29 protein-coding genes are annotated in these 24,346 nt (G+C 63.2%); 14 read left to right on the top strand and 15 right to left on the bottom strand.

The window, feature by feature from the left end; translation table 11 throughout:
- Positions 1-15: 15 nt before the first annotated feature.
- Positions 16-651, top strand: coding sequence for a LysE family translocator (locus FJ443_RS00500; RefSeq protein WP_140662354.1), 636 nt, complete (start codon positions 16-18; stop codon positions 649-651).
- Positions 652-694: 43 nt separating this feature from the next.
- On the opposite strand, the gene FJ443_RS00495 is transcribed toward FJ443_RS00500, so the two are convergent.
- From FJ443_RS00495 to FJ443_RS00455, 10 genes are all read right to left on the bottom strand, one after another.
- A complete protein-coding gene (locus FJ443_RS00495) occupies positions 695-1,192 on the bottom strand; it encodes an SRPBCC family protein (protein WP_140563549.1) in 498 nt (165 codons plus the stop codon).
- Positions 1,170-1,535: a metalloregulator ArsR/SmtB family transcription factor gene (locus FJ443_RS00490; RefSeq protein ID WP_140662351.1), complete on the bottom strand. Its 366-nt coding sequence runs from the start codon at positions 1,533-1,535 to the stop codon at positions 1,170-1,172. The genes FJ443_RS00495 and FJ443_RS00490 overlap by 23 nt, the downstream gene beginning before the upstream one ends.
- A gap of 220 nt (positions 1,536-1,755) precedes the next feature.
- Entirely contained in the window at positions 1,756-2,847 is a 1,092-nt protein-coding gene (locus tag FJ443_RS00485; RefSeq protein WP_140658390.1) for a 3-deoxy-7-phosphoheptulonate synthase, read from the bottom strand.
- Positions 2,848-2,933: 86 nt separating this feature from the next.
- Positions 2,934-3,095: a hypothetical protein gene (locus FJ443_RS31020; protein ID WP_181167258.1), complete on the bottom strand. Its 162-nt coding sequence runs from the start codon at positions 3,093-3,095 to the stop codon at positions 2,934-2,936.
- Between the two features lie 207 nt (positions 3,096-3,302).
- Positions 3,303-4,097 (bottom strand): SDR family oxidoreductase, encoded by a 795-nt coding sequence (locus tag FJ443_RS00480; RefSeq protein ID WP_140662348.1) that lies wholly within the window; start codon positions 4,095-4,097, stop codon positions 3,303-3,305.
- A 25-nt stretch (positions 4,098-4,122) separates the two neighbouring features.
- Positions 4,123-5,118: an inositol 2-dehydrogenase gene (iolG, locus tag FJ443_RS00475; RefSeq protein ID WP_140524129.1), complete on the bottom strand. Its 996-nt coding sequence runs from the start codon at positions 5,116-5,118 to the stop codon at positions 4,123-4,125.
- Positions 5,119-5,234: 116 nt separating this feature from the next.
- Positions 5,235-6,002 carry an ATP-binding cassette domain-containing protein gene (locus FJ443_RS00470; RefSeq protein ID WP_140517733.1) on the bottom strand — a complete coding sequence of 256 codons (768 nt, stop codon included), beginning with the start codon at positions 6,000-6,002 and terminating at the stop codon, positions 5,235-5,237.
- A gap of 2 nt (positions 6,003-6,004) precedes the next feature.
- Positions 6,005-7,081, bottom strand: coding sequence for an ABC transporter permease (locus tag FJ443_RS00465; RefSeq protein WP_140517734.1), 1,077 nt, complete (start codon positions 7,079-7,081; stop codon positions 6,005-6,007).
- A 108-nt stretch (positions 7,082-7,189) separates the two neighbouring features.
- Positions 7,190-8,131, bottom strand: a complete 942-nt coding sequence (locus FJ443_RS00460; protein WP_140491233.1) for a sugar ABC transporter substrate-binding protein — start codon at positions 8,129-8,131, stop codon at positions 7,190-7,192.
- A 393-nt stretch (positions 8,132-8,524) separates the two neighbouring features.
- Entirely contained in the window at positions 8,525-9,556 is a 1,032-nt protein-coding gene (locus tag FJ443_RS00455; RefSeq protein WP_140662346.1) for a LacI family DNA-binding transcriptional regulator, read from the bottom strand.
- Positions 9,557-9,722: 166 nt separating this feature from the next.
- Between FJ443_RS00455 and FJ443_RS00450 the strand changes: the two genes are divergently transcribed.
- Genes FJ443_RS00450 through FJ443_RS00440 form a run of 3 tightly spaced genes read left to right on the top strand, consistent with a single transcriptional unit; the run spans position 9,723 to position 12,415 of the window.
- Entirely contained in the window at positions 9,723-10,820 is a 1,098-nt protein-coding gene (locus FJ443_RS00450; protein WP_140662343.1) for a fatty acid desaturase family protein, read from the top strand.
- A gap of 45 nt (positions 10,821-10,865) precedes the next feature.
- Complete coding sequence (locus FJ443_RS00445) at positions 10,866-11,180, top strand: MocE family 2Fe-2S type ferredoxin (RefSeq protein ID WP_140662341.1); 315 nt, start codon at positions 10,866-10,868, stop codon at positions 11,178-11,180.
- On the top strand, positions 11,177-12,415 hold the full coding sequence (locus FJ443_RS00440) for an FAD-dependent oxidoreductase (protein WP_181175054.1): 1,239 nt from the start codon (positions 11,177-11,179) through the stop codon (positions 12,413-12,415). The genes FJ443_RS00445 and FJ443_RS00440 overlap by 4 nt, the downstream gene beginning before the upstream one ends.
- A gap of 69 nt (positions 12,416-12,484) precedes the next feature.
- On the opposite strand, the gene FJ443_RS00435 is transcribed toward FJ443_RS00440, so the two are convergent.
- The 5 genes from FJ443_RS00435 to hslV form a co-directional block, all read right to left on the bottom strand.
- Positions 12,485-13,444: a DUF1402 family protein gene (locus FJ443_RS00435; protein WP_140524122.1), complete on the bottom strand. Its 960-nt coding sequence runs from the start codon at positions 13,442-13,444 to the stop codon at positions 12,485-12,487.
- A 163-nt stretch (positions 13,445-13,607) separates the two neighbouring features.
- Entirely contained in the window at positions 13,608-14,918 is a 1,311-nt protein-coding gene (gene hslU, locus FJ443_RS00430) for an ATP-dependent protease ATPase subunit HslU (RefSeq protein WP_140491221.1), read from the bottom strand.
- Between the two features lie 4 nt (positions 14,919-14,922).
- On the bottom strand, positions 14,923-15,522 hold the full coding sequence (locus FJ443_RS00425; RefSeq protein WP_140491219.1) for a DUF2585 domain-containing protein: 600 nt from the start codon (positions 15,520-15,522) through the stop codon (positions 14,923-14,925).
- Between the two features lie 3 nt (positions 15,523-15,525).
- Complete coding sequence (locus FJ443_RS00420) at positions 15,526-16,059, bottom strand: GNAT family N-acetyltransferase (RefSeq protein ID WP_140662337.1); 534 nt, start codon at positions 16,057-16,059, stop codon at positions 15,526-15,528.
- Between the two features lie 75 nt (positions 16,060-16,134).
- Positions 16,135-16,686, bottom strand: coding sequence for an ATP-dependent protease subunit HslV (gene hslV / locus FJ443_RS00415; RefSeq protein WP_140517741.1), 552 nt, complete (start codon positions 16,684-16,686; stop codon positions 16,135-16,137).
- A gap of 214 nt (positions 16,687-16,900) precedes the next feature.
- Here hslV and hisB point away from each other — a divergent pair, with 214 nt between their 5' ends.
- The 10 genes from hisB to FJ443_RS00365 all read left to right on the top strand — a co-directional run bounded on the left by hisB (position 16,901) and on the right by FJ443_RS00365 (position 24,343).
- Positions 16,901-17,500 (top strand): imidazoleglycerol-phosphate dehydratase HisB, encoded by a 600-nt coding sequence (hisB, locus tag FJ443_RS00410; RefSeq protein WP_140491213.1) that lies wholly within the window; start codon positions 16,901-16,903, stop codon positions 17,498-17,500.
- A gap of 3 nt (positions 17,501-17,503) precedes the next feature.
- Positions 17,504-17,980: a DUF2628 domain-containing protein gene (locus tag FJ443_RS00405; protein WP_140517742.1), complete on the top strand. Its 477-nt coding sequence runs from the start codon at positions 17,504-17,506 to the stop codon at positions 17,978-17,980.
- 1 nt (position 17,981) lies between these two features.
- Positions 17,982-18,632 carry an imidazole glycerol phosphate synthase subunit HisH gene (gene hisH, locus FJ443_RS00400; RefSeq protein WP_140517743.1) on the top strand — a complete coding sequence of 217 codons (651 nt, stop codon included), beginning with the start codon at positions 17,982-17,984 and terminating at the stop codon, positions 18,630-18,632.
- A 6-nt stretch (positions 18,633-18,638) separates the two neighbouring features.
- The gene (locus FJ443_RS00395; RefSeq protein ID WP_140491206.1) at positions 18,639-18,929 is read left to right on the top strand and encodes a DUF1330 domain-containing protein; all 291 of its coding nucleotides are present in this window, start codon (positions 18,639-18,641) and stop codon (positions 18,927-18,929) included.
- Between the two features lie 4 nt (positions 18,930-18,933).
- Positions 18,934-19,683, top strand: a complete 750-nt coding sequence (gene hisA, locus FJ443_RS00390; RefSeq protein ID WP_140658372.1) for a 1-(5-phosphoribosyl)-5-[(5-phosphoribosylamino)methylideneamino]imidazole-4-carboxamide isomerase — start codon at positions 18,934-18,936, stop codon at positions 19,681-19,683.
- Positions 19,680-20,516: an arginase family protein gene (locus FJ443_RS00385; RefSeq protein ID WP_140658370.1), complete on the top strand. Its 837-nt coding sequence runs from the start codon at positions 19,680-19,682 to the stop codon at positions 20,514-20,516. The genes hisA and FJ443_RS00385 overlap by 4 nt, the downstream gene beginning before the upstream one ends.
- Positions 20,513-21,307 (top strand): imidazole glycerol phosphate synthase subunit HisF, encoded by a 795-nt coding sequence (gene hisF / locus FJ443_RS00380; protein WP_181175060.1) that lies wholly within the window; start codon positions 20,513-20,515, stop codon positions 21,305-21,307. Before FJ443_RS00385 ends, hisF begins: the two co-directional genes overlap by 4 nt.
- A gap of 33 nt (positions 21,308-21,340) precedes the next feature.
- Positions 21,341-21,664, top strand: a complete 324-nt coding sequence (locus tag FJ443_RS00375; RefSeq protein WP_140662333.1) for a phosphoribosyl-ATP diphosphatase — start codon at positions 21,341-21,343, stop codon at positions 21,662-21,664.
- 23 nt (positions 21,665-21,687) lie between these two features.
- Positions 21,688-22,647, top strand: a complete 960-nt coding sequence (gene coaA / locus FJ443_RS00370) for a type I pantothenate kinase (protein WP_140491197.1) — start codon at positions 21,688-21,690, stop codon at positions 22,645-22,647.
- 94 nt (positions 22,648-22,741) lie between these two features.
- Positions 22,742-24,343 (top strand): hypothetical protein, encoded by a 1,602-nt coding sequence (locus FJ443_RS00365; RefSeq protein WP_140662331.1) that lies wholly within the window; start codon positions 22,742-22,744, stop codon positions 24,341-24,343.
- The last annotated feature ends 3 nt before the right edge of the window (positions 24,344-24,346 follow it).

Genomic DNA, 24,346 nt, shown 5'->3' with positions numbered 1-24,346 from the left:
CGACAGGCTACTGACATGAGCTATGCTGAAAATCTCTGGCTGTTCTTTATCCTGCTGTTCGGCATCATCGCCGTTCCGGGCATGGACATGCTGTTCGTGCTGGCCAATGCGCTGACGGGCGGGCGCGACAGGGGCCTTGCCGCGACCGGCGGCATCATGGTCGGCGGCATGGTGCACACGCTGAACGGCGCGATCGGCGTCGGCCTGCTGATGCATTTTTTGCCGATCCTGTTCAAGCCGCTGTTGATTGCAGGCGCCGCCTACATGGCCTTCATCGGCATCACGCTGATGCGCAGCTCCATCACTGTCGGTCGCGACGGGCCCGCCGGCAGCCGCTCGGCATGGAAGGCGTTTCGCCAAGGCCTTGTGACCTGCCTGATCAATCCGAAGGCCTACCTGTTCGTCCTTGCCGTCTATCCGCAGTTCCTGAGAACGGACTACGGCCCGATCTGGATGCAGGCGACGGTGATGGGCCTGCTGACCGTGCTGACGCAGGCCGCGGTCTATGGCGGGCTCGCAATATCGGCCGGCCGCAGCCGCAAGCTGCTGATCGCTAATCCGCGAGCGACCATCCTTGCCGGCCGGGCGGCCGGGCTGCTGCTCTTCGCGGTGTCCGTGTTCACCGCATGGGAAGGGCTGAGGGCGGCGTAATGCCGGGCTAGACCGGACCGCCGCCCTTCTGGCGCCGGCCGGATCAGGCGGCGCCCTGCAGCGTGGCGAGAAGCTCGTCCAGCTGCTCGAACTGCTCGGACATCGCATCCGCCGCCCCGGCGCCGGCGTCGAGGGCTTCCTTCGAGGGATAGAGCTCGCGCATGACTAGCAGCGTCTTGCCGCCTTTTTCCTCGAAGGTCACCGTGGTGACGGGGCCACCCTCACCCCCTTCGTCATTGGTCCAGACGAGGCGCGAGTGCGGTGTCACTTCGAGATACCTGCCGAAGAACTCGGCAGGGTTCGAGCCGTCATGCCCGAACACCAAACGGTACCCGCCTCCCACACGAACATCCATCTCGCAGGAACGCAGGAACATGCCCATCGACTTCGGCACCCACCACTGCTTGAACAGCTCAGGCTTGGTCCACGCCTCGAACACGATGCGCGCAGGCGCGTCGAAGCTTCGCGTAACGATCAACTCCCGGTCGGACCTCCGTTCCACCGTCGTGCGTTTGGCCTCACTCGCTCTTCCTGCGTCCATCGACTTCCTCCTTGCGTTTCAATTCCTCGATAACCTTATCCAACTCGTCGAAGCGTGCGGCCCAGAGCTGGCGGTATCTCTCGATCCATGCGGTCTCCTCCTCCAGGCGGCGTAAGCCCAGCTTGCAGGTCCGCACGCGCCCGACCTTCCGAGTCGTGACGAGTCCCGCCTGCTCCAGGACGCCGACATGCTTCTTCATGCCCGTGAGGGTCATGTGGAATTTCTGGGCCAAGTCCGTGATCGAAGCGTCCGCACGGCCGAGCTGCTCCAGAACGCCGCGCCGGGTGGCGTCCGAAAGCGCGGCGAACGAGGCATCCAGGCGGGCCGCGGAATACTGAACCATTTGGTTCAGTGTGTAACACACGGGTCGGAGGCGCGCAAGTGAGGTGGAGCGCTGCGGGCCCTAGAGCAATTCCAAGAAAAGTGCGTGCGGTTTTCTGTCCGGAATTGCGTCAAAACAAAGAGTTAGAGCGGTTCGCCGTTTCCATGAAACGGTGAACTGCTCTAAGGGCGGCGTGGTCCTGGGCTGAAACCGGAAACGCCGCCCTTATGCTCCAACCGGATCAGGCGGCGCCCTGCCGGCTCTCCATCAAGGCGCGGCGCGCCGACCGGCGCCATTCCACGGCGCCGGCAAGGCCGTGCAGCACCGTCTCCGTGGCCGCCCAGTCGATGCAGCCATCGGTGATGCTCTGGCCGTAGACGAGCTGCTTGCCCGGCACGACATCCTGCCGGCCGGCGACGAGATTGCTCTCGACCATGACGCCGATAATGCGCTCGTCCCCCGCCGCGACCTGTCCTGCCACGTCAGCCGCGACCTTGGGCTGGTTCTCCGGCTTCTTGGCTGAGTTGGCATGGCTGACATCGATCATCAGGCGGGGCGCGGTACCGATGCGGGCGAGTTCGACCGAGGCGGCCTCGACGCTTGCCGCGTCATAGTTGGGCTGAACGCCGCCACGCAGGATGACATGGCAATCCTCGTTTCCGGTCGTTGCCGCGATCGCACTGCGTCCGCCCTTGGTCACCGCCATGAAATGATGCGGCTGCGCGGCCGACTTCACCGCCTCGGCAGCGATCCTGAGATTGCCGTCGGTGCCGTTCTTGAAGCCGACCGGACAGGACAGGCCCGAGGCCAGCTCGCGATGGATCTGGCTCTCGGTCGTGCGCGCGCCGATCGCGCCCCAGGCGACGAGGTCGGCAATGTATTGCGGCGTGGTCATGTCGAGGAATTCGGTCGCCGCCGGCAGGCCCAGATTGTTGACGGCCGACAGCACATTGCGGGCCATCCGCAGCCCCTTGTCGATGTTGAAACTGCCGTCGAGGTCGGGGTCGTTGATCAGGCCCTTCCAGCCGACCGTCGTGCGCGGCTTTTCGAAATAGACCCGCATCACGATCTCGAGCCGGTCGGACAGAGCTTCGCGCAGCGCCGCCAGACGGCTGGCATAGTCAACGGCCGCGACCGGATCGTGGATGGAACAAGGGCCGACGATGACAACAAGTCGGTCGTCGGCCCCGGTCAGGATGGAGTGGATGGCGTTGCGCGAGGCGGCAACGGTGCGCGTTGCCGTGAGTGAGCGCGGTATCTCGCGCATCACCTCTTCCGGCGTGCTCAGCAGTCTCAGTTCCTTGACCCGAAGGTCGTCTGTGGTTGTCAACACGGCTTCTGCTCCTGGTTGGGAGACCTGCCGGCTGAAATAAAAAAGCCGCCAGGTCTGGCGGCTTGTCGGACTGTTTGCTGCAATCTTTAGATCGAGCGCAATCCTCCCGCCGCCAGCGAGCTGCTAAAGTACCAATAGGTGGCGGTCAGGTGGATCATGCGGCTCATATAGTCGAAGCGGCGGCGTTTGTCACGTACCCTGGTAGCAAGCAATTTCAGGTGAGGGCCGAGCCTTTGCGATTTCGTCATTCTAGAGCGAAGCAGGAGCGAAGCTCCGTCGCGGAGACCCTGGGATCCATGCCGCGACCTAGATGGGAGAGTGCTGCGGTGCAGAATCTTGCGCCGTAGCGACGGCCCGGAAGTCGCGGCATGGATCCTCGGGTCTGCGCCGCGTCGCTGCGCTCCTTGCTCCGCCCGTGGATGACGACCTGGTTAACGGTTTCGCTTACGCGGCCGCTATTCCGGCGACGCCCCAGCGATGCTCTGGTCGTAGTCGACCAGCGAGCCGGTCATCACGCCGGATTGCGGGCTGACCATGTAGCTGATCAGTCGGGCAAGCTGGTCCGGCTTCACCAACTGCCCCATCGGCTGCGCGGCCTCGGCCTTCTCGAGCCAGTCGTCGGGTGCGTCATGCCATTTCTTCTGCACGATATCCTCGCCCTCGGTGTCCATCCAGCCGGGCAGCACGGCGTTGCAGCGGATGCGATTGAAGCGATAGGCGTTGGCGACATTCTTGGTCAGCGTCATCAGAGCGCCCTTGCTGGTCGAATAGGGTGTCAGGAACGACTGGCCGGTATGCGCCGACATCGACAGCACGTTGACGATCGATCCGGGGGCCTTTTTCTCAAGCAGATGCGCCACCACGCCCTGCATCAGGAAGAAGGGTCCTCGCACATTGGTGTCGAAGATAGTGTCGAAGAGCTCCTCGCTAGTCTCCACCAGCGAGCCGCGCGCGGATGTGGCGGCGGCGTTGACCAGGGCGTTGATGGTGCCGAAATGCGAAAGCGCGGTGGCGACGGCGCGCTTGCAGTCGGCCACCTTGGAGACATCGGCGCTGATGAAGATCGCGTCGACGCCCGACTTCTTGAGGCTGGCGACTGCCTTGTCGCCCTTTTCCTGCGAGCGGCCGATCAGCGCCAGCGCCCGGCAGCCTTCGTCCGCCAATGCCTCGGCGACCGCGAAGCCTATGCCTTGTGCGCCGCCGGTGACGATGGCGCGCATTTGTGAATTGCGATCGGCTGATGCGCGCATCGCTCTGCTCCTGTGCTTTAAGTCGTTACTTGTCGAGGCGGACGGTCTGGCCTGATGTCGCCGATTTCAGTGCCGCATCCGCCAGCCGAAGTGCGATGAGTCCGTCCGTCCCGCTCGGTGCCGCCTTCTTGCCCGACGTCGCGGCGGCGATGAAGGACGCAATCTCAATGGCATAGGCGTCGAGGTAGCGGGTCATGAAGAAATCGTGCAGCGGCGGGCGGGTATAGCCCTTTTCATTGGCCAGTTCGATCGACACCGGCCGCTGGTTTTCGGCCGCGACCATGCCTTTCGAGCCATGCACCTCGATGCGCTGGTCGTAGCCATAAGTGGCGCGGCGGGAATTGGAGATGACGGCCTGCTTGCCCGACGCGGTTTCGAGGATGACGCTGACCGAGTCGAAATCGCCGGCCTCGCCGATCTTCTTGTCGACCAGCACCGAGGCATGCGCACTGACCGCCACCGGCTCTTCGCCGAGCAGGAAGCGCGCCATGTCGAAATCATGGATGGTCATGTCGCGAAAGATTCCGCCGGAGCGCGCGATGTAGTCGATCGGCGGTGCGCCCGGATCGCGCGACGTGATGGTCACCATCTCGACCACGCCGATGGCGCCGTCATCGATTGCCTTGCGCACCGCAGCGAAGTGCGGGTCGAAGCGCCTGTTGAAGCCGACCATCAGCGTCGCCTTGGCCTTCTCGACCACGGCCAGGCACTGCTCGACCCGCTTGACGTCGAGGTCGATCGGTTTCTCGCAGAAGATCGCCTTGCCGGCCTTGGCGAAGCGCTCGATCAGGTCGGCATGGGTGTCGGTCGGCGTGCAGATCACGACCGCGTCGATGTCCCCGGATTTCTCGATGGCATCGATGGTGCGCACCTCGGCGCCGTAGGCCGTGGCGAGTTCGCTCGCCGCCTTCTCGAAAGCGTCGGCAACGGCGACCAGTTTGGCCTGCGGATTGGAGCCGACGGCGCGGGCGTGGACCTTGCCGATGCGGCCGGCACCGAGGAGGGCGAAGCGGAGAGTCATGGAAATTTCCTCTGGGGATGGTTCGAAGCTGGCGGGGCGCCGGTCATGCGCGCAGGTGTTTTTCCGGTCAAGACAAGATCGACAGGGAGGCGATGACCGCCGCCTCCGCGCCCGGCCTAGGCCGCGAGTTCGGCCTCTCCGGTCTTGGCGCCGGTGATGTAGGAAACGATATCGTTTCCGTCGGTGTTCTCCTTGCGCAAATTGGCGACGATGCGGCCGCGCCGGAAGACGACGATGCGGTCGCAAAGGTCGAACACCTGGCGCATATTGTGGCTGATCAGGATCAGCGGCTCGCCATTGTCCTTCAGCGTGCGGATGATGTTCTCGACCTGCGCGGTCTCCTGCACGCCGAGTGCTGCCGTCGGCTCGTCCATGATGATCAGCTTGGAGGCGAAGGTCGCGGTTCTGGCGATCGCCACGCATTGCCGCTGGCCGCCCGACATATGGCGGATGGTGTTCGACAGGTTTGGGATTTTCACCGCCGTGCGCACCAGCGCCGCTTCGGTCGCCTTGCGCATCCCCCGGCGGTCCAGGATCGAAAACGGGCCCAGATTGAACAGCACTTTTTCTCGGCCAAGGAACAGGTTCGACGGCACGTCGAGGTCGTCGGCCAGCGCCAGGTTCTGGAACACGGTCTCGATGCCGGCCTCGCGCGCCTCGATAGGGCCCGAAAAATTGACTTGCTTGCCGTCGAACCAGATCTGGCCGCTGGTCGGTTGCTCGACGGCGGTGATCTGGCGCACGAAGGTCGACTTGCCGGCGCCATTGTCGCCCATGATGGCGACGTGTTCGCCCTTGCGCAGCTCGAAATTCGCGCCTTCCAGCGCCTGCACGCCGCCATAGCGCTTGGTCAGGTTTTCGGTCTTCAGGACGATGTCTGCCATGGTCAAGCCCTCAATGCCCGCAGGCGTTGGCGCCACTGGTCGAGAACGACGGCGCCGACGATGATCACGCCCTTGACCATCTCCTGGTAGTAGGCGTCGAGGCGCAGGAAGGTGAAGCCGGAGATGATGACGCCGAAGATCAGCGCGCCGATCACCGTGCCGATGATCGAGCCGCGGCCGCCCGACAGCGATACGCCGCCGATGACCGCCATGGCGATGGCGTCGAGTTCGTACATCACGCCCATGCCGGCCTGGGCGGTGAGGTTCTTGGAAGACAGCACCACCGCGGCGAGCGCCGCGAGTATGCCGGCGATGACGTAGACCAGGATCTTGTGGTTGGCGATCTTGATGCCGGACATGCGTGCGGCGTCCTCGTTGGAGCCGATCGCGTAGCAATGCTTGCCGTATCGTGTGTAGGTCATGATCAGCTGGAACAGCACGGCCAGCGACAGGAAGATGATGACGGGCATCAGGCCCTTGCCGATGGCGGCGAAGCTCTCGGTCGGGAACGAGATGGGCTGCCCCTTGGACCACCATTTGGCGATGCCGCGCGCGGTCACCATCATGCCTAGCGTGGCGATGAAGGGCGGAATGCGCGTGTAGGCGATCAGGGCGCCGTTGACCAGGCCTGCCAGCAGCCCGCAGCCGATGGCGACCAGCACCGGCACGATCACCGGCAGGTCGGTCCAGCCCTGAGCCAGGAACATCGCCTTGGGATTGGGGTTGCCGTTGACCGTCGCCACCTGGGCGAAGCTCATGGCGATCATGGCGGTGGCGCCGACGATCGAGCCCGACGACAGGTCGATGCCGCCCGATATGATCACCTGCGTCACGCCGATGGCGATGATGCCGACGATCGATACTTGCAGGATGATGATCTGTAGCCGCGCCTCGTTGAAGAGGCCGCCGACATTGCTGCGGGTGTTGAACAGGAAGCTGTCGCCGAGAAAGACGCGGCCGATCAATTCGAAGATGACGACAAGAATGACGAGCGCCAGGAAGACGTTGAATTCCGCCGGCCATATGCGCTTCTTCGCATCATAGCTGACCCCGCCGACGCCATGAGATGTCTGTGCCACTCGTCTATCCTCCGTCAGCCGCGGTCGCTCCTGGCGCCATGAAAGCGCCGAGAGGAGGAGCGGCGCCCGGTCCTTTGAGCGCCGCCCCGAGGTGAACCGTTCCGCCGCTCAGTTCTTCTTCAGGAACTTGTCGATGTTGGCCGGCGTCACCAGTTGGAAGGGCACGTAGACCTTGTGTTCGACCTTCTCGCCCTTGGACAGTTTCAGCGCCGCGTCGAGCGCGCCGGCGCCCTGGCCAGCCGCGTCCTGGAACACGGTGGCGTCGAGGTCGCCTGCCTGCATGGCGGCGAGCGCGTCCTGCGTGGCGTCGACACCGCCGACGACAACCGTCTTCATGTCGACATTGGCGGCCTTCATTGCCTGGATGGCGCCGATGGCGCTTTCGTCATTGTTGGCGATGACGCCGTCGAACGGCTTGCCGGTCGACAGCCAGTTGGTCATCAGGTTCTGGGCCTCGTCGCGGTTCCAGTTCGACGTCTGCTTGTCGATGATCTTGATGAAGCTGCAATCCGGCGTCGCGATCACCTCCTCGATGTCCTTGGTGCGCTGCACGGCTGCCTGGTTGGAAAGCTCGCCCATGATCACATAGACATTGGCTTCCTTCTTGCCGGCTTCCTTGAACAGGCGGCAGACCTCCTTGGTTTCGAGCGTGCCGGAATCGGCCTCGTTCGAAGCGACGAAGGCCTGATTGTCAGGCAGCGTGTCGACATTGACCGGTTCGCGGTTGACATAGACCAGCGGGATCTTGGCGGCGGCCGCGGCATCCGACATCGCCTGCGTGGCCGAGGTGTCGACCGGATTGACGATGATGGCGTCGACGCCCGATGCGGCGAAGTTCTTGATCTGGTCGAGCTGTTTGGCGACGTCGTTCTGTGCGTCCTCGACCTGCAGCTCCACGCCGCTCATGCCCTTGGCCTGCTCGATCATGCCGTTGCGCAGCACGGTCAGGAAATTGTCGTCGAACTTGGCCATCGACACGCCGATCTTGGCGGCCATGGCGGACGAACTCATCAGCGCCGCGAAAGCGACGCCCAAAATCATTTTCTTCATTGTATTTCTCCTCCACTTTGGGTGTCCGGTCGCACCGATCTATCCGGAATCCCCGATCTCCTCGGGGAATCTCTCCCTGATATAATTTCGTTCCAACGCGGTTCACCACTGGCTGGAACGCCGAACTGCCTGCTCGAACCAGATGTTGTCGGAACGAAAGAACCAAAATGTACAGTCAGTGAAATATTTATTCCATTTCGGATCGGGGCGTCAAGGGAGATTCCGAATCCGGGCGTGCGATTTTCGGCTGCCTCTGATGGATTCTATCATTTCAGGCGGCCGGTTTGCGGCAGACCGGGCTGCCCGAGGGTTTTATCGTTTCATGGAAACGCTCTACCTTCCGTCCTGACGCGACCTGGACGGAAAACCGCTGCGCGCATTCCTGAAATGGCTTCAGATGTTTTCCGGCAAATAGATGTCGAAGGGGAGGAATGTCTGGCCCGGCGCATTGGCCGCACCGGTTTCGATGGCATGCGCCATCCGATCGACGAGCTCGCGACAGAGCGCAGCAAGCGGCGTCGAGATCACCATCGTCAGGATGTTGTCGGCAAGCGCGGCGCGCGATTCGGCGTTGATCTCGTTGCAGACGACCACCGGCATGCTTGCGGGCTTCGCTGTCCGCAGCGCCGAGACGGCGCCTTCCATGCCGCCGCCGGCGAGGTAGCAGCCGACAAGATCCGGATATCGCGCCAGAAGATCGATCGTCGCATCATGGGTCACCTGGTTGGCCTCCAGATTGACCAGCGTCTCCAGCACGTTGAAGTCCGGCGCATGCTCGCGAAAGAAGGAGCGGAAACCGATCTCACGCAGCTCATGGCCGTGGAAGCGATGGCTGCCGACAAAAAGGGCGACCTTGCCGGGCTTCCTCGCAGCCTTCGAGATCATCCAGGCGGCGGTGCGGCCGACCTTGCGGTTGTCGAGCCCGACATAGCCTTCGCGGATGCCGGCGGCGAAGTCGGACAGCAGGGAGAAGACCGGCTGTCCCCTGGCTTTTAGCGCCTCCACGACCGCCGTCAGCGTCGGATGGTCAGGGCCGACCACGGCGATCGCCCGCGATTTCGCCGCCAGCCTGCGCATCTGGGCAGCGATCTCATCCGGGGCCAGGGAACTGGCGAAATCGATGGTTGCGACGCCACGGAAGCGCTGCGATTGTGCGACCGCGAGTTCGAGTTCCCGCGCGAAATCGCCATAGAAAACGTCATTGCCCCGAAGCAGCAGGAAACCCAGCCGATACTCGGGCAATTCCTGGCGCATACGCTGCTTGATCAGGCCTGCGGCGTGATAGCCGATCTCGGTCGCGGCGTCATAGACGCGGCGCGCCGTTTCCTCGCGCACAGGCAGGCGGCTGTTGAGCACCCGGTCCACCGTGGCGACGCTGACGCCGGAGATGCGCGCCAGATCTGATATGGTCGGCCGTTTCGCCATGTCTGTCCTCATTTGACCGTGCATCTTTCCTACATCTTGATGATAGGAAATGATAGAAACTATCTTTATGATGTTGAGTCTATCATGAGCTGGCGTTATTTTCAGCCTCGAAGTCAGGAAATGTCGGGCATTCGCGTGGCGGATGCCCTTGCCGAGGGAGGCAACCATGCATGCTGCGCCGTCCCGGCGTGACTACAGCCTGATCGGCCGCGACGCCAGGCTGGCCGTCGAGACCGGCCTGTCGGCGGCCGAATGGTATCACACCGACATTCCCCGCAAGCAGATGAAGGAGCTGATGCAGCGCTCCGACGCGCCCGCGCTCCGCGACACGGCGATCTGGATCGCCGCGCTCATCGTCAGCGGCGCCGGCGGTGCCTGGTTCTGGGGCACCTGGTGGTGCGTGCCGTTCTTCTTCGCCTATGGCGTGCTCTACGGCTCGTCCACGGATTCCCGCTGGCACGAATGCGGCCATGGTACGGCCTTCCGCACGCAGTGGATGAATGATTGGGTCTATCAGGTCGCCTGCTTCATGATCATGCGCAACCCGGTGACCTGGCGCTGGAGCCACACGCGCCATCACACCGACACCATCATCGTCGGCCACGATCCGGAAATCTCGGTCATGCGGCCGCCGGACCTGGTGCGCGCCATCCTCGGCTTTGTCGGCGTGCTCGACGCCTGGCATGCGATGTCAGACATGCTGCGCAACGCCGCCGGCAACATCAGCGCGGCCGAAAAGACCTTTATTCCCGAGCAGGAACAGCCGAAAGCGATCCGCATTGCACGCATCTGGACCGCAATCTATGCCGCTACCATCGCGCTGGCGCTCTATACCGGCTCGTTCCTGCCCTTGATGCTGGTCGGCCTGCCCCGGCTCTACGGCGCCTGGCACCACGTCATGGTCGGCCTGCTGCAGCATGGCGGCCTTGCCGACAACGTCACCGACCATCGGCTGAACAGCCGCACCGTCTACATGAACCCGATCAGCCGTTTCATCTACTGGAACATGAACTACCACGTCGAGCATCATATGTTCCCGATGGTGCCCTACCATGCGCTGCCGAAGCTGCATGAACTGATCAAGCATGATTTGCCGGCGCCGACGCCGTCGATCCTGGCCGGCTATCGCGAGATGCTGCCTGTCTTCTGGCGCCAGTTGCGCAACGACGATTATTTCCTCAAGCGCGAGCTGCCGCCAACGGCCAGGCCGTATCGCGAGGATCTGCACAACGACAATGCTGCCTTCAACGCCGCGGCGGAGTGATATCCGCCCGTGAGGCGCGATCGGGAAATTTCGCGGGAGAAATGTATGAGCGACTGGGTCGAGGCCTGTGCCGTGGGAGACATCGACGAAGAAGATGTGATGCGGTTCGATCACGGCGGCCGCAGCTACGCCATCTATCGCAGCCCCGATGACGAGTATTTCGCCACCGACGGCCTGTGTACGCACGAAAAGGTGCATCTCGCCGACGGGCTTGTCATGGACGAGATCATCGAATGTCCCAAGCACAATGGCCGCTTCAACTACAAGACAGGCCAGGCCAAGGGCGCGCCGGCCTGCGTCAATCTCAGGACCTATCCGGTCAAGGTCGACGCCGGCAGCGTCCTCGTCCAGATCGGATGACCGGTATGACGCGCGGAATGGTCATCATCGGCGCCGGGGAATGCGGCGGCCGGGCAGCGCTTGCATTGCGTGACCTCGGCTATGAGGGACCGGTGACGCTGGTCGGCGACGAGCCGCATCTGCCCTATGAACGGCCGCCTCTGTCCAAGGACGCCATGGCCGGCGGCGTGCCCGAGATGAAGGCGATCGCCAGCGACGAGATCCTCGCCGAAAAGTCCATCCGGCATATCCATTCCATTCAGGCTGCAGCGATCGATCGCGCCGCGCATACTGTGCGCCTGTCGGACGGTTCGGTCCTGCCCTACGACAAGCTGCTGCTGGCGACCGGCTCGACGCCGCGCAAACTGCCGATGCCCGGCCTTGGCGGGCGCTGCGTCTACCTCAGGACCTTCGCCGATGCGCTGGCTATCCGCGCCCATCTCAAGGCGGGTAACCGCATTGCCGTCATCGGCGGCGGCTTCATCGGCCTCGAGCTCGCCGCGGCGGCCCGCAAGCTCGGTGCTGCGGTCGCCGTCATCGAGGCGCAGCCGCGCATCCTGATGCGCGGCGTACCGGCCGAGATAGCCAAGGTCGTCCATGACACCCACGTCGCCGAAGGCGTCGACATAGCGTGCGGCGAAGGCATTGCCTTGATCGCCGACGACGACCGGCAGGTGCGCATCGCGCTTGCCGGCGGCCGCGAAATCCTCGCCGATCTCGCCATCATCGGCATCGGCGCCGTGCCGGTGACGGCTCTTGCCGCCGAAGCGGGACTGGCCATCGACAACGGCATATCAGTCGACGCCGAACTGCGCAGCAGCGACCCCGACATCTTCGCTGCCGGCGACTGCTGTTCGTTCCCGCTTGCCGTCTATGGCGGCCGTCGCGTGCGGCTGGAGGCCTGGCGCAACGCCCAGGAACAAGGCGCGCTGGCGGCAAAAAACATGCTCGGCGCCGGCGAAGCACATGCGGCGGTGCCGTGGTTCTGGTCGGATCAATACGGCCTGTCCCTGCAGATCGCGGGGCTTTCCGACGAAGGCCGCAGCACGGTGCGCCGCGATCTCGGCGAGGACGCCTTTATCCTCTTTCACCTTGCCGAGGACGGCAGGCTGGTGGCCGCCAGTGGCATCGGGCCGGGCAATGCGGTCGCCCGCGATATCAGGCTGGCGGAGATGCTGATCGGCAAACGGGCGAGGCCGGCGCCGGAAGCGCTCGGTTCGCAGGCGGTGAAATTGAAGTCGCTGCTGGCGGCGTAGGATGCAACGCCAATTGTCAGGGTCTGCGGCGCAGGCGTTGGCAAATTAACGTCAGCGCGCCTGAGCTCCCTAAAACAGCGCCTTCAGCTCCGGTAGTTTGTCATTGACCAGCCAGCCGTAATAATTCTCCTCCGGCAGCTTCACCGGCTCGCCGGCGGCGCTGCGCTTCTCGTTCTCCGCCTTCAGCGCATAGGCGCGCTGCTCGGGATTGCCGACATTGTAGAGCGTGGCGGTCAGGCCCGGATTGCTCGAAATGTCGAAGCCGGCGATGCTCTTGTAGGCGTCGATCGATTTCCGGATCGTCGCGGCGACGTAGGGCAGCGTCAGGTCGGGATCCATGATGGTCTTGTAGACCGCATTGGGATCGCCGACGTCGAGCTTGGGCAGGCCGGAAACCTTGTGCACGAGATCGCTCATCTGGAGCGCGGTCAGCGGATTGAGCTGGCCGAGACCAAAGGTCTGGCCGGCATAGTAGGGCTGGAAGAAAGTGGCGCCGAAACGGTCGTTGGGGAAATCCTCGCCGCCCACCGTCTTTCCGCGAAACGAACGGTTCCACACCTGCTCGCGGCATTCCCATAAATCGTAACTGTCGGACATTCCGGCGCATTTCCTGAATTCCGGCCGCTGCACGAAATCCGTGATGCCCTCGCCGTCATAGGCGAAGGACAGTTTGCTGGAGAGATAGGAGATCGCCTTGACGTAGTAGGTCTGCAGCCGGTCGTAGGCGTCGACATTGTAGGTGTGCTCGCCGACGATGGCGCCGACAATGTGCATTGGATCGATGCCGTAGACGCTTGCCGCCTTCTTGATCTTGCCGCGCAGGTCGGCGTCGTTCTGCAGCAGCGCATAGACCTTGCGGTATTTTGCCTGGAACGTGGTGTTGGTGGCCTGCGTGCGCCGGCTCGAGGCTCCCGGAATGCTGGGCTGCTCGGCATTGCGGTTTCCCGGCGGCACCAGGGTTGCCGCGTCGGCGCCGAACAGCGTTGCCGCCAGCGTCAAGCCGAGAATGACTGGGATGAGTTTTTTCATGCGCCCCGCCGCCTAGAGAATTGCCGCGCAAACTAGGTAAAGCTCCTGGTCGAGTCGAGAGCGGCCCTGCGCTCGGCAGAACGAAAGGTGGCCGAATGATACCATCCGGCCACACATGATCCATTCGCCCGACAGGCGCCGGAACGATCCGGCGCGCGCCTGCTCAAAGAATGAAGCGCGACAGATCGGTGTTCCTCGACAAGTCGCCGACATGTTTCTCCACATAGGCGGCGTCGATGGTCACCGCAGTGCCGTTGCGGTCCGGCGCGTCGTAGGAGATCTCGTCCAGCACGCGCTCCATCACCGTCTGCAAACGCCTCGCGCCGATGTTCTCGACGCTGGCGTTGAGGTCGACGGCGATGCCGGCCAGCGAATCGATGGCGTCGTCGGTGAAGTTCAGGTCGACGCCTTCGGTCTTCATCAGCGCGATATACTGCTTGATGAGGCTCGCTTCCGTCTCGGTCAGGATGCGGACGAAGTCCTCTTTCTCCAGCGCGCGCAATTCGACGCGGATCGGCAGGCGGCCCTGCAGCTCTGGCAAAAGGTCGGACGGCTTCGAGACGTGGAACGCACCCGATGCGATGAACAGGATGTGATCCGTCTTCAACGGCCCATATTTGGTCGCCACCGTGGTGCCTTCGACCAGCGGCAGCAAGTCGCGCTGCACGCCTTCGCGCGAAGGGCCGCCGGAGATGTCCGACCGGGCCGCAATCTTGTCGATCTCGTCGAGGAAGACGATGCCGTCATTTTCCGCGGCGTCCAGCGCCCGGCGAACCACCTCGTCCTGGTCGAGCAGCTTGTCGGACTCGTCGTTGACCAGCAGGTCGTAGGATTCCTTCACCGTCGTCTTGCGCAATTTGGTCTTCTTGCCGCCCATTGCCTTGGACAGCATGTCGTTGATATTGAGCACGCCGATATTGGCGCCCGGCATGCCGGGAATCTCGAAGCCGGGCATGCCGCCATTGCCGGTGTCGGCCACTTCGATCTCGATCTCCTTGTCGTCGAGTTCGCCCTCGCGCAGCTTCTTGCGGAAAGAATCGCGTGTGGCAGGGCTGGCGGTCTTGCCGACCAGCGCTTCCAGCACGCGTTCCTCGGCGTTGACATGGGCGCGCGCCTTGACGTCCTCACGCATCTTCTCGCGCACCAGGCCGATGGCGACCTCGACGAGGTCGCGCACGATCTGCTCGACATCGCGGCCGACATAGCCGACCTCGGTGAATTTGGTCGCCTCGACCTTGACGAAGGGCGCACCGGCCAGCCGCGCCAGGCGGCGCGAGATCTCGGTCTTGCCGACGCCGGTCGGCCCGATCATGAGGATGTTCTTCGGCATCACCTCTTCGCGCATCTGCCCCTCCAGCTGCTGGCGCCGCCAGCGGTTGCGCAAGGCGATGGCCACGGCACGCTTGGCGTCCTTCTGGCCGATGATGAAGCGGTCGAGTTCCGAAACGATTTCGCGGGGAGAAAATGTGCTCATATCACTAAATTCCACTTTGCCACTGCTTGATGGCCTCGAACGGATGCAGCAGCATGATCACGTTGAGTGTCAGATTGTCCCGAATAAGGTAGCCCGTACCCAGTTCGAAAAGGATGGCGAGGCTGACGATCACCCATATAGGTAGCCTTCGCGCCATCACAAATCCCAGCACCATGGCCAGCGTGTCCGACACCGAATTGATGATGCTGTCGCCGTAATAGTCGAGCGAGATGGTGCCGGCGCGGTAGCGCTCTATGATGAACGGGCTGTTCTCGATCAGCTCCCAGCCGCCTTCTATGAAGACGGCGAAAGCCAGCCGCAAGCCGACCGGCGAACGCGGAAACAGGAACCTGGCCAGCGCATAGAACAGGAAGCCGTGGATGATGTGCGAGAACGTGTACCAGTCCGATATATGCTGGGAATTCTCGGAACTGTTCACCACGCCGTGCCAGAGCTTGACATAGCCGCAGGTGCAGATCGGCGGATGCCCCATGCCATAGAGGGCTCCAGCCTGGAAGATGACCAGGGCGAGCACGAGCAGAAGCCCCATCCGCCAGCTGTCTTCATACGCCGAGAGCGTTCTGTCCTCGCCAACTGCGTTCATCCGTCAGTTCCCCGCTTCCGTGTCGCTCGCTTGCGTCTCGTGCGCATCGATTGCCATCAGCACGACATCACCATATCTGGATTGCCGGCGATCAATTGCGCGGAATCCCGCCTTTTCATAGGCGCGGATGGCGCGGCCATTGGATGGGTCGGGATCGATGATGACGCGCGGCACGCCTTCCTCGAACAACTGCTCGACGAACTGGCGCACCATCGCCGAGCCATGGCCGATGCCGACCAGTTCCGGCCGGCCGATCGACAGGTCGATGCCGAGCGTCCCGAACGGCTGGTCGGCATAAGGGTGGTCTTCTTCCAGGTGTGGATCGTAGCTTTGCAGGTAAGCGATCGGCGTGCCGTCGAGTTCCACGATCAGCGGCTCGACGGAAATCGAATCGATATGATCGCGAATCTCGGCGATTTCCGTCTCTGGATCGTTCCACCACTGAGCGACATGCGGTTCGGCGAGCCAGCCGGCGATCATCGGCAGGTCTTTCGCGGTCACAGGCCGAAAATCATAGCTATCTTCGTGTCTTTCCATGATCTTCTCCGAAAGCCGGCCTCCATTTTTCGCTTGCGCGGTCTTTCGGATCGGGATCACGGACGCAGGCCTGGTTCAGGCAGCATCGAGCGTTTCGACGACGAAATTGTTGTTGGTGTAGACGCAGATGTCGGAGGCGATCTGCATCGCCTTGCGCGCGATCTCCTCGGCGTCCTTGTCTGTGTCCATCAGGGCGCGGGCCGCAGCCAGCGCATAGTTGCCGCCTGAACCGATGGCCATGACGCCATGCTCGGGCTCGAGCACGTCGCCGGTGCCGGTCAGCGCCAGCGAGACCGACTTGTCGGCCACCAGCATCATCGCTTCCAGCCGGCGCAGATAGCGGTCGGTGCGCCAGTCCTTGGCGAGTTCGACACAGGCGCGCGTCAACTGGTCGGGATATTGTTCGAGCTTGGCTTCGAGCCGCTCCAGAAGCGTGAAGGCGTCCGCCGTGGCACCGGCGAAACCGGCGATCACGTTTCCGCCCTTGCCGATGCGGCGCACCTTTCTGGCGTTGCCCTTCATGATGGTCTGGCCAAGGCTGACCTGGCCGTCGCCGGCGATCACCACCTTGTTGCCCTTGCGTACCGTCACGATGGTCGTGGCGTGCATGGTCAGTTCATTGGACATTTGCTGCTCCGATTCGCGCCATCCCTAAAAAGGCGATCGGCGCGGTACGAGTGACTTTGATCGGCCCATATGTATGCATGGGGGCGGTGATTGCAAACGCTCGATACCGACCCGGATGGCAACTGGCAATCGCCGGATCATGCTGCTAGAAGGCTTTCGTTTTCAAGCAGGCGAAACGCCTGAAGCGCTTAAACTCACGGACAAGGACAAGGCCATGTCGCCCCGTTCCGCCGAAATCAGCCGCAAGACCAGGGAAACCGACATTGCCGTGTCGGTCCATGTCGACGGCTCCGGCAAATCGGACATCGTGACCGGCGTCGGCTTCTTCGATCATATGCTCGACCAGCTTTCGCGCCATTCGCTGATCGACATGACCGTTCGGGCCAAGGGCGACCTGCACATAGACGACCACCACACGGTCGAGGACACCGGCATCGCGCTCGGCCAGGCGCTGGCCAAGGCGCTGGGCGAGCGGCGCGGCATCATGCGCTATGCCTCGATCGATCTTGCCATGGACGAGACGCTGACGCGCGCGGCGATCGATGTCTCTGGCCGTCCCTTCCTGGTGTGGAACGTTTCGTTTTCCTCGCCCAAGATCGGCACCTTCGACACCGAACTGGTGCGCGAATTCTTCCAGGCGCTGGCACAGAACGCCGGCATCACGCTGCATGTCACCAATCACTATGGCGCCAACAACCACCACATCGCCGAAACCTGCTTCAAGGCGGTGGCGCGTGCGCTGCGGACAGCACTGGAGCGCGATCCGCGCCAGCCGGACGCGGTTCCCTCCACCAAGGGATCGTTGAAGGGATAGGTCATGGCCAGCTATGTCGTGATGGAACCGCCGGGCCCTGGCGAAAAGGCCGATGCGACGGCGCTTGTCCGCGACGGCTTTACCTGGCTCGGCCTGCTGGTGCCGCCGCTGTGGTTCGCCTGGCATCGGCTGTGGATCGAAGCGGCACTCACCTTCATTGTCATGGCGGTGCTTTCGATGCTTGGCGAAAGGCTCGGTCTCGGGTTGGCCGGTTCGCTGCTGTCCCTGCTTGTCTCGCTCTATGTCGGCTTGGAAGGGCAGGCGCTGCGCATCGCGGCGCTCCGCCGCCGCGGCTGGCGCGAATGGGGGGTGGTCGAAGCCGGTTGGCTCGACGATGCCGATGCGCGCTTTGCCCTGGAGGCCGAGCGGCATGCGGATGGAGCCGAGCCTGCGCCGCGCATGGTGCCGGACGCCGCCCTGGCGCGCCCGGCGCAGCCGGGCATGGCGCTTGGGCTGACCCACATTCCGGGAAGGCGCTGACATGCGCGTTGCGATCATCGATTACGGCTCGGGCAATTTGCGCTCGGCCACCAAGGCCTTCGAGCGCGCGGCGCGCGAGGCGGGCATCGCCGCCGGCATCGACCTGACCGCCGACGCCGAGCGGGTGCGCACGGCCGACCGCATCGTGCTGCCTGGCGTCGGCGCCTATGCCGATTGCGCGGCCGGCCTGCGTGCCGTCCCCGGCATGTGGGAAGCTGTCGAGGAAGTCGCCATCGCCAAGGGGCGTCCTTTCCTCGGCATCTGCGTCGGCATGCAGCTGATGTCGCAGCGCGGCCTCGAAAAGACGATCACCGATGGCTTTGGCTGGATATCAGGTGACGTGAAGGAGATCACGCCGGCCGATCCGGCACTCAAGATCCCGCAGATCGGCTGGAACACGATCGAGCTGATGCGCAAGCATCCGCTGTTCTCCGGCGTTCCAACCGGGCCAACCGGCCTGCACGCCTATTTCGTCCATTCCTATCATCTCGATGCGCGCAAGCCCGACGAGGTGCTCGCGGTCGCCGACTATGGCGGCCCGGTAACGGCGACCGTCGCCCGCGACAACCTCGTCGGCACGCAGTTCCACCCAGAGAAGAGCCAGGCGCTGGGCCTCGCCCTGATCACCAATTTCCTGCGCTGGAGGCCTTGAGGAGCCATGAGCAAGAAGGGCTATTGGATGGCGATGATCGATGTTCGCGATCCCGATCTGTACAAGCGGTATATCGAGGCGAATGCCGTTGCCTTCGCCAAGTACGGCGCGAAATTCGTCGTGCGGGCGGGACGCCACGAGAGCCCGGAAGGGCCAACCGGCAACCGCCACGTCCTGGTCGAGTTCGAATCCTACGCCAAGGCCGTCGAATGCTATCATTCGCCGGAATATCAACAGGCCTCTAAATTCCGGCTTGCCGCCTCGACCGGCCATTTCGTCATTGTCGAAGGCGCCTGAGAAAATGATCCTGTTTCCTGCAATCGACCTCAAGGACGGCCAGTGCGTGCGCCTCAAGCACGGCGACATGGCGACCGCGACCATCTACAACGATGACCCGGCCGCCCAGGCAAAGGCATTTGAAGAGCAGGGCTTCGAGTGGCTGCATGTCGTCGACCTCAATGGCGCGTTTCGGGGTCAGAGCGTCAACAGCGCCGCGGTCGGCGCCATCCTCAAGGCGACGAAGAACCCGGTGCAGCTCGGCGGCGGCATCCGCACGCTCGAGCAGATCGAGGACTGGCTCGACCGAGGGCTGGCCCGCGTCATCCTCGGCACGGTTGCGGTGCGCGATCCCGACCTGGTCAGGCAGGCCTGCAAGGCCTTTCCGGGCAAGGTCGCCGTCGGCATCGACGCCAAGGGCGGCAAGGTGGCGGTCGAAGGCTGGGCCGAGGCGTCGAGCCTCGGCGTCGTCGAGCTAGCCAGGAAATTCGAAGGCGCCGGTGTCGCCGCCGTCATCTACACCGATATCGACCGCGATGGCGTGCTGACCGGCATCAACTGGGATGCCACGATCAGCCTCGCCGACGCCGTGTCGATCCCGGTCATCGCCTCTGGCGGCCTCGCCTCGATCGTCGACATCGTGCGCATGACCATGCCCGACGCGCAAAAGCTCGAAGGCGCGATCTCCGGCCGCGCCCTTTACGACGGCCGCATCGATCCGGCCGAAGCATTGGCGATCCTGAAAGGCGCGCCCCCGGTGGAGATGCGATCTTGAAAGTCTCGATCATCCTGGCCTCCTATGACAGCGGCCATTATCATGGCGGCATGGGGCAGGGGCCGGACGCGCTGATTGCGGGCGGACTGGTCGAAGCCTTGACCATGGCCGGCCACGATGTCGCGGTCGAGGACATCGGCAAGGTCGGCGATGCCCAGGAGCGTGAGATCGCCACCGGTTTCGCTGTCTGCAATGCCGTTTCGGGCGAGGTCCGCATTGCCCGCGACAGGGGACGCTTTCCCATCGTGCTGGCCGGAAACTGCCTGACATCAGCCGGCGCGGTCGCCGGCGAAGGCGCCGACGCGATCATCTGGGCCGACCAGCACGGCGACCTCAACACGCCCGACACATCCATATACGGGTTTCTCGACGGCATGGCGCTGGCCACCATGCTTGGCCTGTGCTGGCGCCCGATGGCGGCGGCCATTCCCGGCTTCCAGCCGATCGATCCGTCGCGCTGCGTGCTCGTCAACGCTCGCGATCTCGACCCGGACGAGAAACAGCTTCTGGAGGCATTGCCGGTGATCCGCACGGAATGTCCGGGAGCGGCAGCGGCAACCGAAAAACTCAAGGTCGCCGGCGCTAAACGCGTGCACTTGCATCTCGATCTCGACGTGCACGACCCTGAGGCGCTGCAGGCCAACCGCTATGTAGCGCCGGGCGGGCCGAACCCGGAACAATTGCGCGACGCGACCTGCGCTATGGCGCTTGCGGTGCCGATCGTCGGCATCACCGTTTCCGCCTACGATCCGGCTTTCGATGCGCAGGCCGATGTGCCGCCGCTGGTCGGGCAGCTGCTCAACGATCTCATAGCCACGATAGAAGGCCGCTGATGCTGAAAGCCCGCGTCATCCCCTGTCTCGACGTCAAGGGCGGCCGCGTCGTCAAGGGGGTCAACTTCGTCGATCTCATCGATGCCGGCGATCCTGTCGAGGCCGCCAAGGCCTATGACGCGGCCGGCGCCGACGAGCTTTGCTTCCTCGACATTACCGCGTCATCGGACAATCGCGAGACCATCTTCGATGTCGTCGCCCGCACGGCCGAGCAATGTTTCATGCCGCTCACCGTCGGCGGCGGCGTACGCCAGGTCGCCGATATCAGGAAATTGCTCCTGGCCGGCGCCGACAAGGTGTCGATCAACACGGCGGCGGTCAAGAACCCGGATTTCGTCGCCGAAGCCGCCGACAAATTTGGCAACCAGTGCATCGTTGTCGCCATCGACGCCAAGAAAGTGTCGGGCGCCGGCGAGGCCGACCGCTGGGAGATCTTCACCCACGGCGGACGGGAAAAAACCGGCATGGATGCGGTCGAATTCGCCCACAAAATGGTCGATCGCGGTGCCGGCGAGATCCTGTTGACCTCAATGGATCGCGACGGCACCAAGGCCGGTTATGACATCGCGCTGACCCGCGCGGTATCGGACGCGGTGCGCGCGCCGGTGATCGCTTCGGGCGGCGTCGGCACGCTCGACCATATGGTCGAAGGCATTCGCGACGGTCATGCAGGTGCCGTGCTGGCGGCCTCCATCTTCCATTTCGGTACCTATACGATCGCCGAGGCCAAGGCCCATATGGCGCAAGCCGGCCTGCCGATGCGGCTGGACTCCTCGGGCGATCGGCCCTAGAGGCTTGCGGCTAAGAAATAGGGCCAAGGCGCGATGACTGAGTTTTCACTCTCCGATCTGGAGACAATCATCAGCGAACGCGCCCATTCCGGCGATCCGGACTCGTGGACCGCCAAGCTTTACGCGCGCGGCATCGAGAAGGCGGCGCAGAAGCTCGGCGAAGAGGCGGTCGAGACGGTGATTGCCGCCATCAAGAGTGACAAACAGGCGCTCGTTTCGGAAAGTGCCGATCTTATATATCATTGGCTCGTCGTTCTCGGCATTTCGGGTGTGCCGCTGGACGACGTGCTTAGGGAGCTCGAAAGCCGCACCGGGCGTTCGGGCATCGCCGAGAAGGCGTCACGGTCCAAGCGCTGACCGCGAGGAGGGCAGGAATCTCGATGGATCAGCTCGCACCGACCGAGAAATATTCCCCCTTTCGTTTCTTCTCGGCCGAGCAATGGTCGCAATTCCGCGCCGACACGCCGCTGACGCTGAGCGAGGATGAATTCCGCCGCCTGCGTTCGCTCAACGATCCAATCGATCTCGAAGAGGTCAAGCGCATCTATCTGTCGCTGTCGCGGCTTCTGTCGGCACATGTCGAGGCCAGCCAGCTGCTGTTCCGGCAGCGCCAGGCTTTCTTCAACGCCTCGGACGTGGTCAAGACGCCCTTCATCATCGGCATCGCCGGTTCTGTCGCGGTCGGCAAATCGACCACGGCACGCGTACTGAAGGAGCTGCTCGCGCGCTGGCCGTCCAGCCCCAAGGTCGATCTCATCACCACCGACGGTTTCCTGCTGCCCAACGAGGTACTGCGCCGCGAAAACCTGATGGAGCGCAAGGGCTTTCCCGACAGCTACGACGTCGGCGCGCTGCTGCGCTTCCTCTCGGGCATCAAGTCGGCGCTGCCAGATATCCGCGCGCCGGTCTATTCGCACCTCACCTATGACGTCATCCCCGGCGAGTTCGTCACCATCGACCGGCCCGACATCCTGATCTTCGAGGGCATCAATGTGCTGCAGCCGGGCAAGCTGCCGCAGGACGGCAAGATCGTGCCTTTCCTGTCCGACTTCTTCGACTTCGCCATCTACATCGATGCCGACGAGAAGCTGATCCACGAATGGTACATTTCCCGCTTCATGCGGCTGCGCGAAACCGCTTTCCGCAATCCGGAATCGTTCTTCCATCGCTATTCGCAACTGTCGGAGGATTCGGCACGGGCGATTGCCGAAGGCCTGTGGACCAACATCAACCTGAAGAACCTGCGCGAAAACATCCTGCCGACACGCGCCCGCGCCGACTTGATCCTACGCAAAGGCGCCGACCACCTCGTCGAGGAAGTGGCGCTGCGCAAGCTTTAGCTGGCGCGCCGCAACAGGCGCTTTAGAACGCTCTTAACCGCTGGCTTGCTACATGTCTGGCTCGATTGCTGCTTTGGTGGTGAGGACCGCTGAAATGGACGCGCCATTCACTGCTTCCGACGAACCGGTCGGCTTGCAATCCGTCAGGGCCGCACACGCCGTTCGGCTCGGCTGGCCGGTGGCCGCGACGCTGCTGATTGCCACTTATGCGGTCATTGTTTCGTTCCTCGTCATACCTAGCAATGTCGACGTGTCCTGGCTGCTGGTGATCGGCGAACGTGTGCTCGACGGCGCGCGCCTTTCGGTCGACATCATCGAGGTCAATCCGGCCTTTTCCGTCTGGCTCTATTTGCCTTTCGTGCTGCTTGGGCGGCTAACCGGGCTTTCGGCGGAACTCTGGGTGAGCATCGGCGTGACCGCGCTGGCGATCGCATCGGTTTGGTTTTCGGCTCGCATCGCGGCGCGGGCGAACGAAACGCTGAAACGGCATCTCTGGACCGTGCCGGCCTCGGTATTTTTCGTGCTGTTCCTGTTTCCCGACCATTTCGGTGAGCGCGAACAGATAGCCATCATCGCCTTGCTGCCGTGGCTGGCCCTGTTTCGCGCACGCGACAGAACTGTCGATTTCAGCGCCGGCAGCGTGGCCGAGCGGATCATTGCCGGTGTCGGAGCCGGTGTCTTCGTGATGATCAAACCGCCTTACAGCGTGCTCCCCCTGGCGGTGCCGGCCGTGGTCATCGCGCTGCAACGGCGCTCACTGCATCCGCTGCTGACAGCCGAGAACCTGATCGGCGCTGCTCTTACCGTCGCCTATTTGGCTACACTGGCTGTCTTCATGCAGCCTTTCTTCACGGACGTCATGCCCTTGCTGCGCCAGGTCTATCTGCCGATGCGCATGCCGGTGGTTGACGTGCTGATGCTGTGGCAAGTCACGATGTTTGTGGCCATGGCGGTCGCCACGCTGGCCATGGCCTCTCCCAGCCGGCCCGATCGCGACGCCGGGACTATGCTTTTGGCCGGGGCGGCCTACGTTCCGGCTTTTGTTATCATGGGCAAGGGCTGGACCTATCAGGCAGTGCCCTTCCTAACGCTCGGCATTCTGGCTTTGATGCTACAATATGTCAGGCTGAAACCATTGCGAAGCCTGCCGCTAACGGTCAAGGCCGGTGCGGCGCTCGGCCTATTTTCGATCGTGCTTTTAACGGCGTTCCAGCATGGCACGGCCTTCACCCAGTCGCGCCGCGATTTGGATGCCGCGACAGCGGCGATCCTGCGCGCGGTCGATCACCCGACCATAATGTCGATCGCGTCGTGTCTGCAGGCAACCAACCCGCTGACTCGCATGACAGGCGCCCGTTTCGTGGCACGGCAGCAGTCCGGCTGGATGTTCGATGACGCGGGCATATTGATCAGGCTGAAGCGCGATGCCGCGATACGGCAGGATTTGGTCGCCCTCAGAGAAAGATATGCACTTTCAATCGCAGGCGAACTCACTGCGAAGCGCCCGGATATCGTTGTCGACGACGGAACGGCCGGCCCGCACACGCCGGTCTTGCTGGACCTGACGGACCAGCCTCCGATGCCATCGCTGCACGACAATCCGGCGATCGCCAGAGTGTTGTCCGACTATCGCCTGCTGCATCAGAATCGATCTGTGACCGTCCTCATCCGCGCCGATATAGCCACGCGCGATTAGGGC

The organism is Mesorhizobium sp. B2-6-1, from assembly GCF_006440475.1.
Lineage (GTDB): Bacteria > Pseudomonadota > Alphaproteobacteria > Rhizobiales > Rhizobiaceae > Mesorhizobium.
This window is presented reverse-complemented; position numbering and strand designations above follow the sequence as displayed.

Bases quoted from the DNA above. Each gene is read 5' to 3' on its own strand.
- FJ443_RS00500 (WP_140662354.1), top strand. From the start codon at position 16: ATGAGCTATGCTGAAAATCTCTGGCTGTTCTTTATCCTGCTGTTCGGC.
- FJ443_RS00495 (WP_140563549.1), bottom strand. From the start codon at position 1,192: ATGGACGCAGGAAGAGCGAGTGAGGCCAAACGCACGACGGTGGAACGG.
- FJ443_RS00490 (WP_140662351.1), bottom strand. From the start codon at position 1,535: ATGGTTCAGTATTCCGCGGCCCGCCTGGATGCCTCGTTCGCCGCGCTT.
- FJ443_RS31020 (WP_181167258.1), bottom strand. From the start codon at position 3,095: ATGACGAAATCGCAAAGGCTCGGCCCTCACCTGAAATTGCTTGCTACC.
- FJ443_RS00480 (WP_140662348.1), bottom strand. From the start codon at position 4,097: ATGCGCGCATCAGCCGATCGCAATTCACAAATGCGCGCCATCGTCACC.
- iolG (WP_140524129.1), bottom strand. From the start codon at position 5,118: ATGACTCTCCGCTTCGCCCTCCTCGGTGCCGGCCGCATCGGCAAGGTC.
- FJ443_RS00470 (WP_140517733.1), bottom strand. From the start codon at position 6,002: ATGGCAGACATCGTCCTGAAGACCGAAAACCTGACCAAGCGCTATGGC.
- FJ443_RS00460 (WP_140491233.1), bottom strand. From the start codon at position 8,131: ATGAAGAAAATGATTTTGGGCGTCGCTTTCGCGGCGCTGATGAGTTCG.
- FJ443_RS00455 (WP_140662346.1), bottom strand. From the start codon at position 9,556: ATGGCGAAACGGCCGACCATATCAGATCTGGCGCGCATCTCCGGCGTC.
- FJ443_RS00450 (WP_140662343.1), top strand. From the start codon at position 9,723: ATGCATGCTGCGCCGTCCCGGCGTGACTACAGCCTGATCGGCCGCGAC.
- FJ443_RS00445 (WP_140662341.1), top strand. From the start codon at position 10,866: ATGAGCGACTGGGTCGAGGCCTGTGCCGTGGGAGACATCGACGAAGAA.
- FJ443_RS00440 (WP_181175054.1), top strand. From the start codon at position 11,177: ATGACCGGTATGACGCGCGGAATGGTCATCATCGGCGCCGGGGAATGC.
- FJ443_RS00435 (WP_140524122.1), bottom strand. From the start codon at position 13,444: ATGAAAAAACTCATCCCAGTCATTCTCGGCTTGACGCTGGCGGCAACG.
- hslU (WP_140491221.1), bottom strand. From the start codon at position 14,918: ATGAGCACATTTTCTCCCCGCGAAATCGTTTCGGAACTCGACCGCTTC.
- FJ443_RS00425 (WP_140491219.1), bottom strand. From the start codon at position 15,522: ATGAACGCAGTTGGCGAGGACAGAACGCTCTCGGCGTATGAAGACAGC.
- FJ443_RS00420 (WP_140662337.1), bottom strand. From the start codon at position 16,059: ATGGAAAGACACGAAGATAGCTATGATTTTCGGCCTGTGACCGCGAAA.
- hslV (WP_140517741.1), bottom strand. From the start codon at position 16,686: ATGTCCAATGAACTGACCATGCACGCCACGACCATCGTGACGGTACGC.
- hisB (WP_140491213.1), top strand. From the start codon at position 16,901: ATGTCGCCCCGTTCCGCCGAAATCAGCCGCAAGACCAGGGAAACCGAC.
- FJ443_RS00405 (WP_140517742.1), top strand. From the start codon at position 17,504: ATGGCCAGCTATGTCGTGATGGAACCGCCGGGCCCTGGCGAAAAGGCC.
- hisH (WP_140517743.1), top strand. From the start codon at position 17,982: ATGCGCGTTGCGATCATCGATTACGGCTCGGGCAATTTGCGCTCGGCC.
- FJ443_RS00395 (WP_140491206.1), top strand. From the start codon at position 18,639: ATGAGCAAGAAGGGCTATTGGATGGCGATGATCGATGTTCGCGATCCC.
- hisA (WP_140658372.1), top strand. From the start codon at position 18,934: ATGATCCTGTTTCCTGCAATCGACCTCAAGGACGGCCAGTGCGTGCGC.
- FJ443_RS00375 (WP_140662333.1), top strand. From the start codon at position 21,341: ATGACTGAGTTTTCACTCTCCGATCTGGAGACAATCATCAGCGAACGC.
- coaA (WP_140491197.1), top strand. From the start codon at position 21,688: ATGGATCAGCTCGCACCGACCGAGAAATATTCCCCCTTTCGTTTCTTC.
- FJ443_RS00365 (WP_140662331.1), top strand. From the start codon at position 22,742: ATGGACGCGCCATTCACTGCTTCCGACGAACCGGTCGGCTTGCAATCC.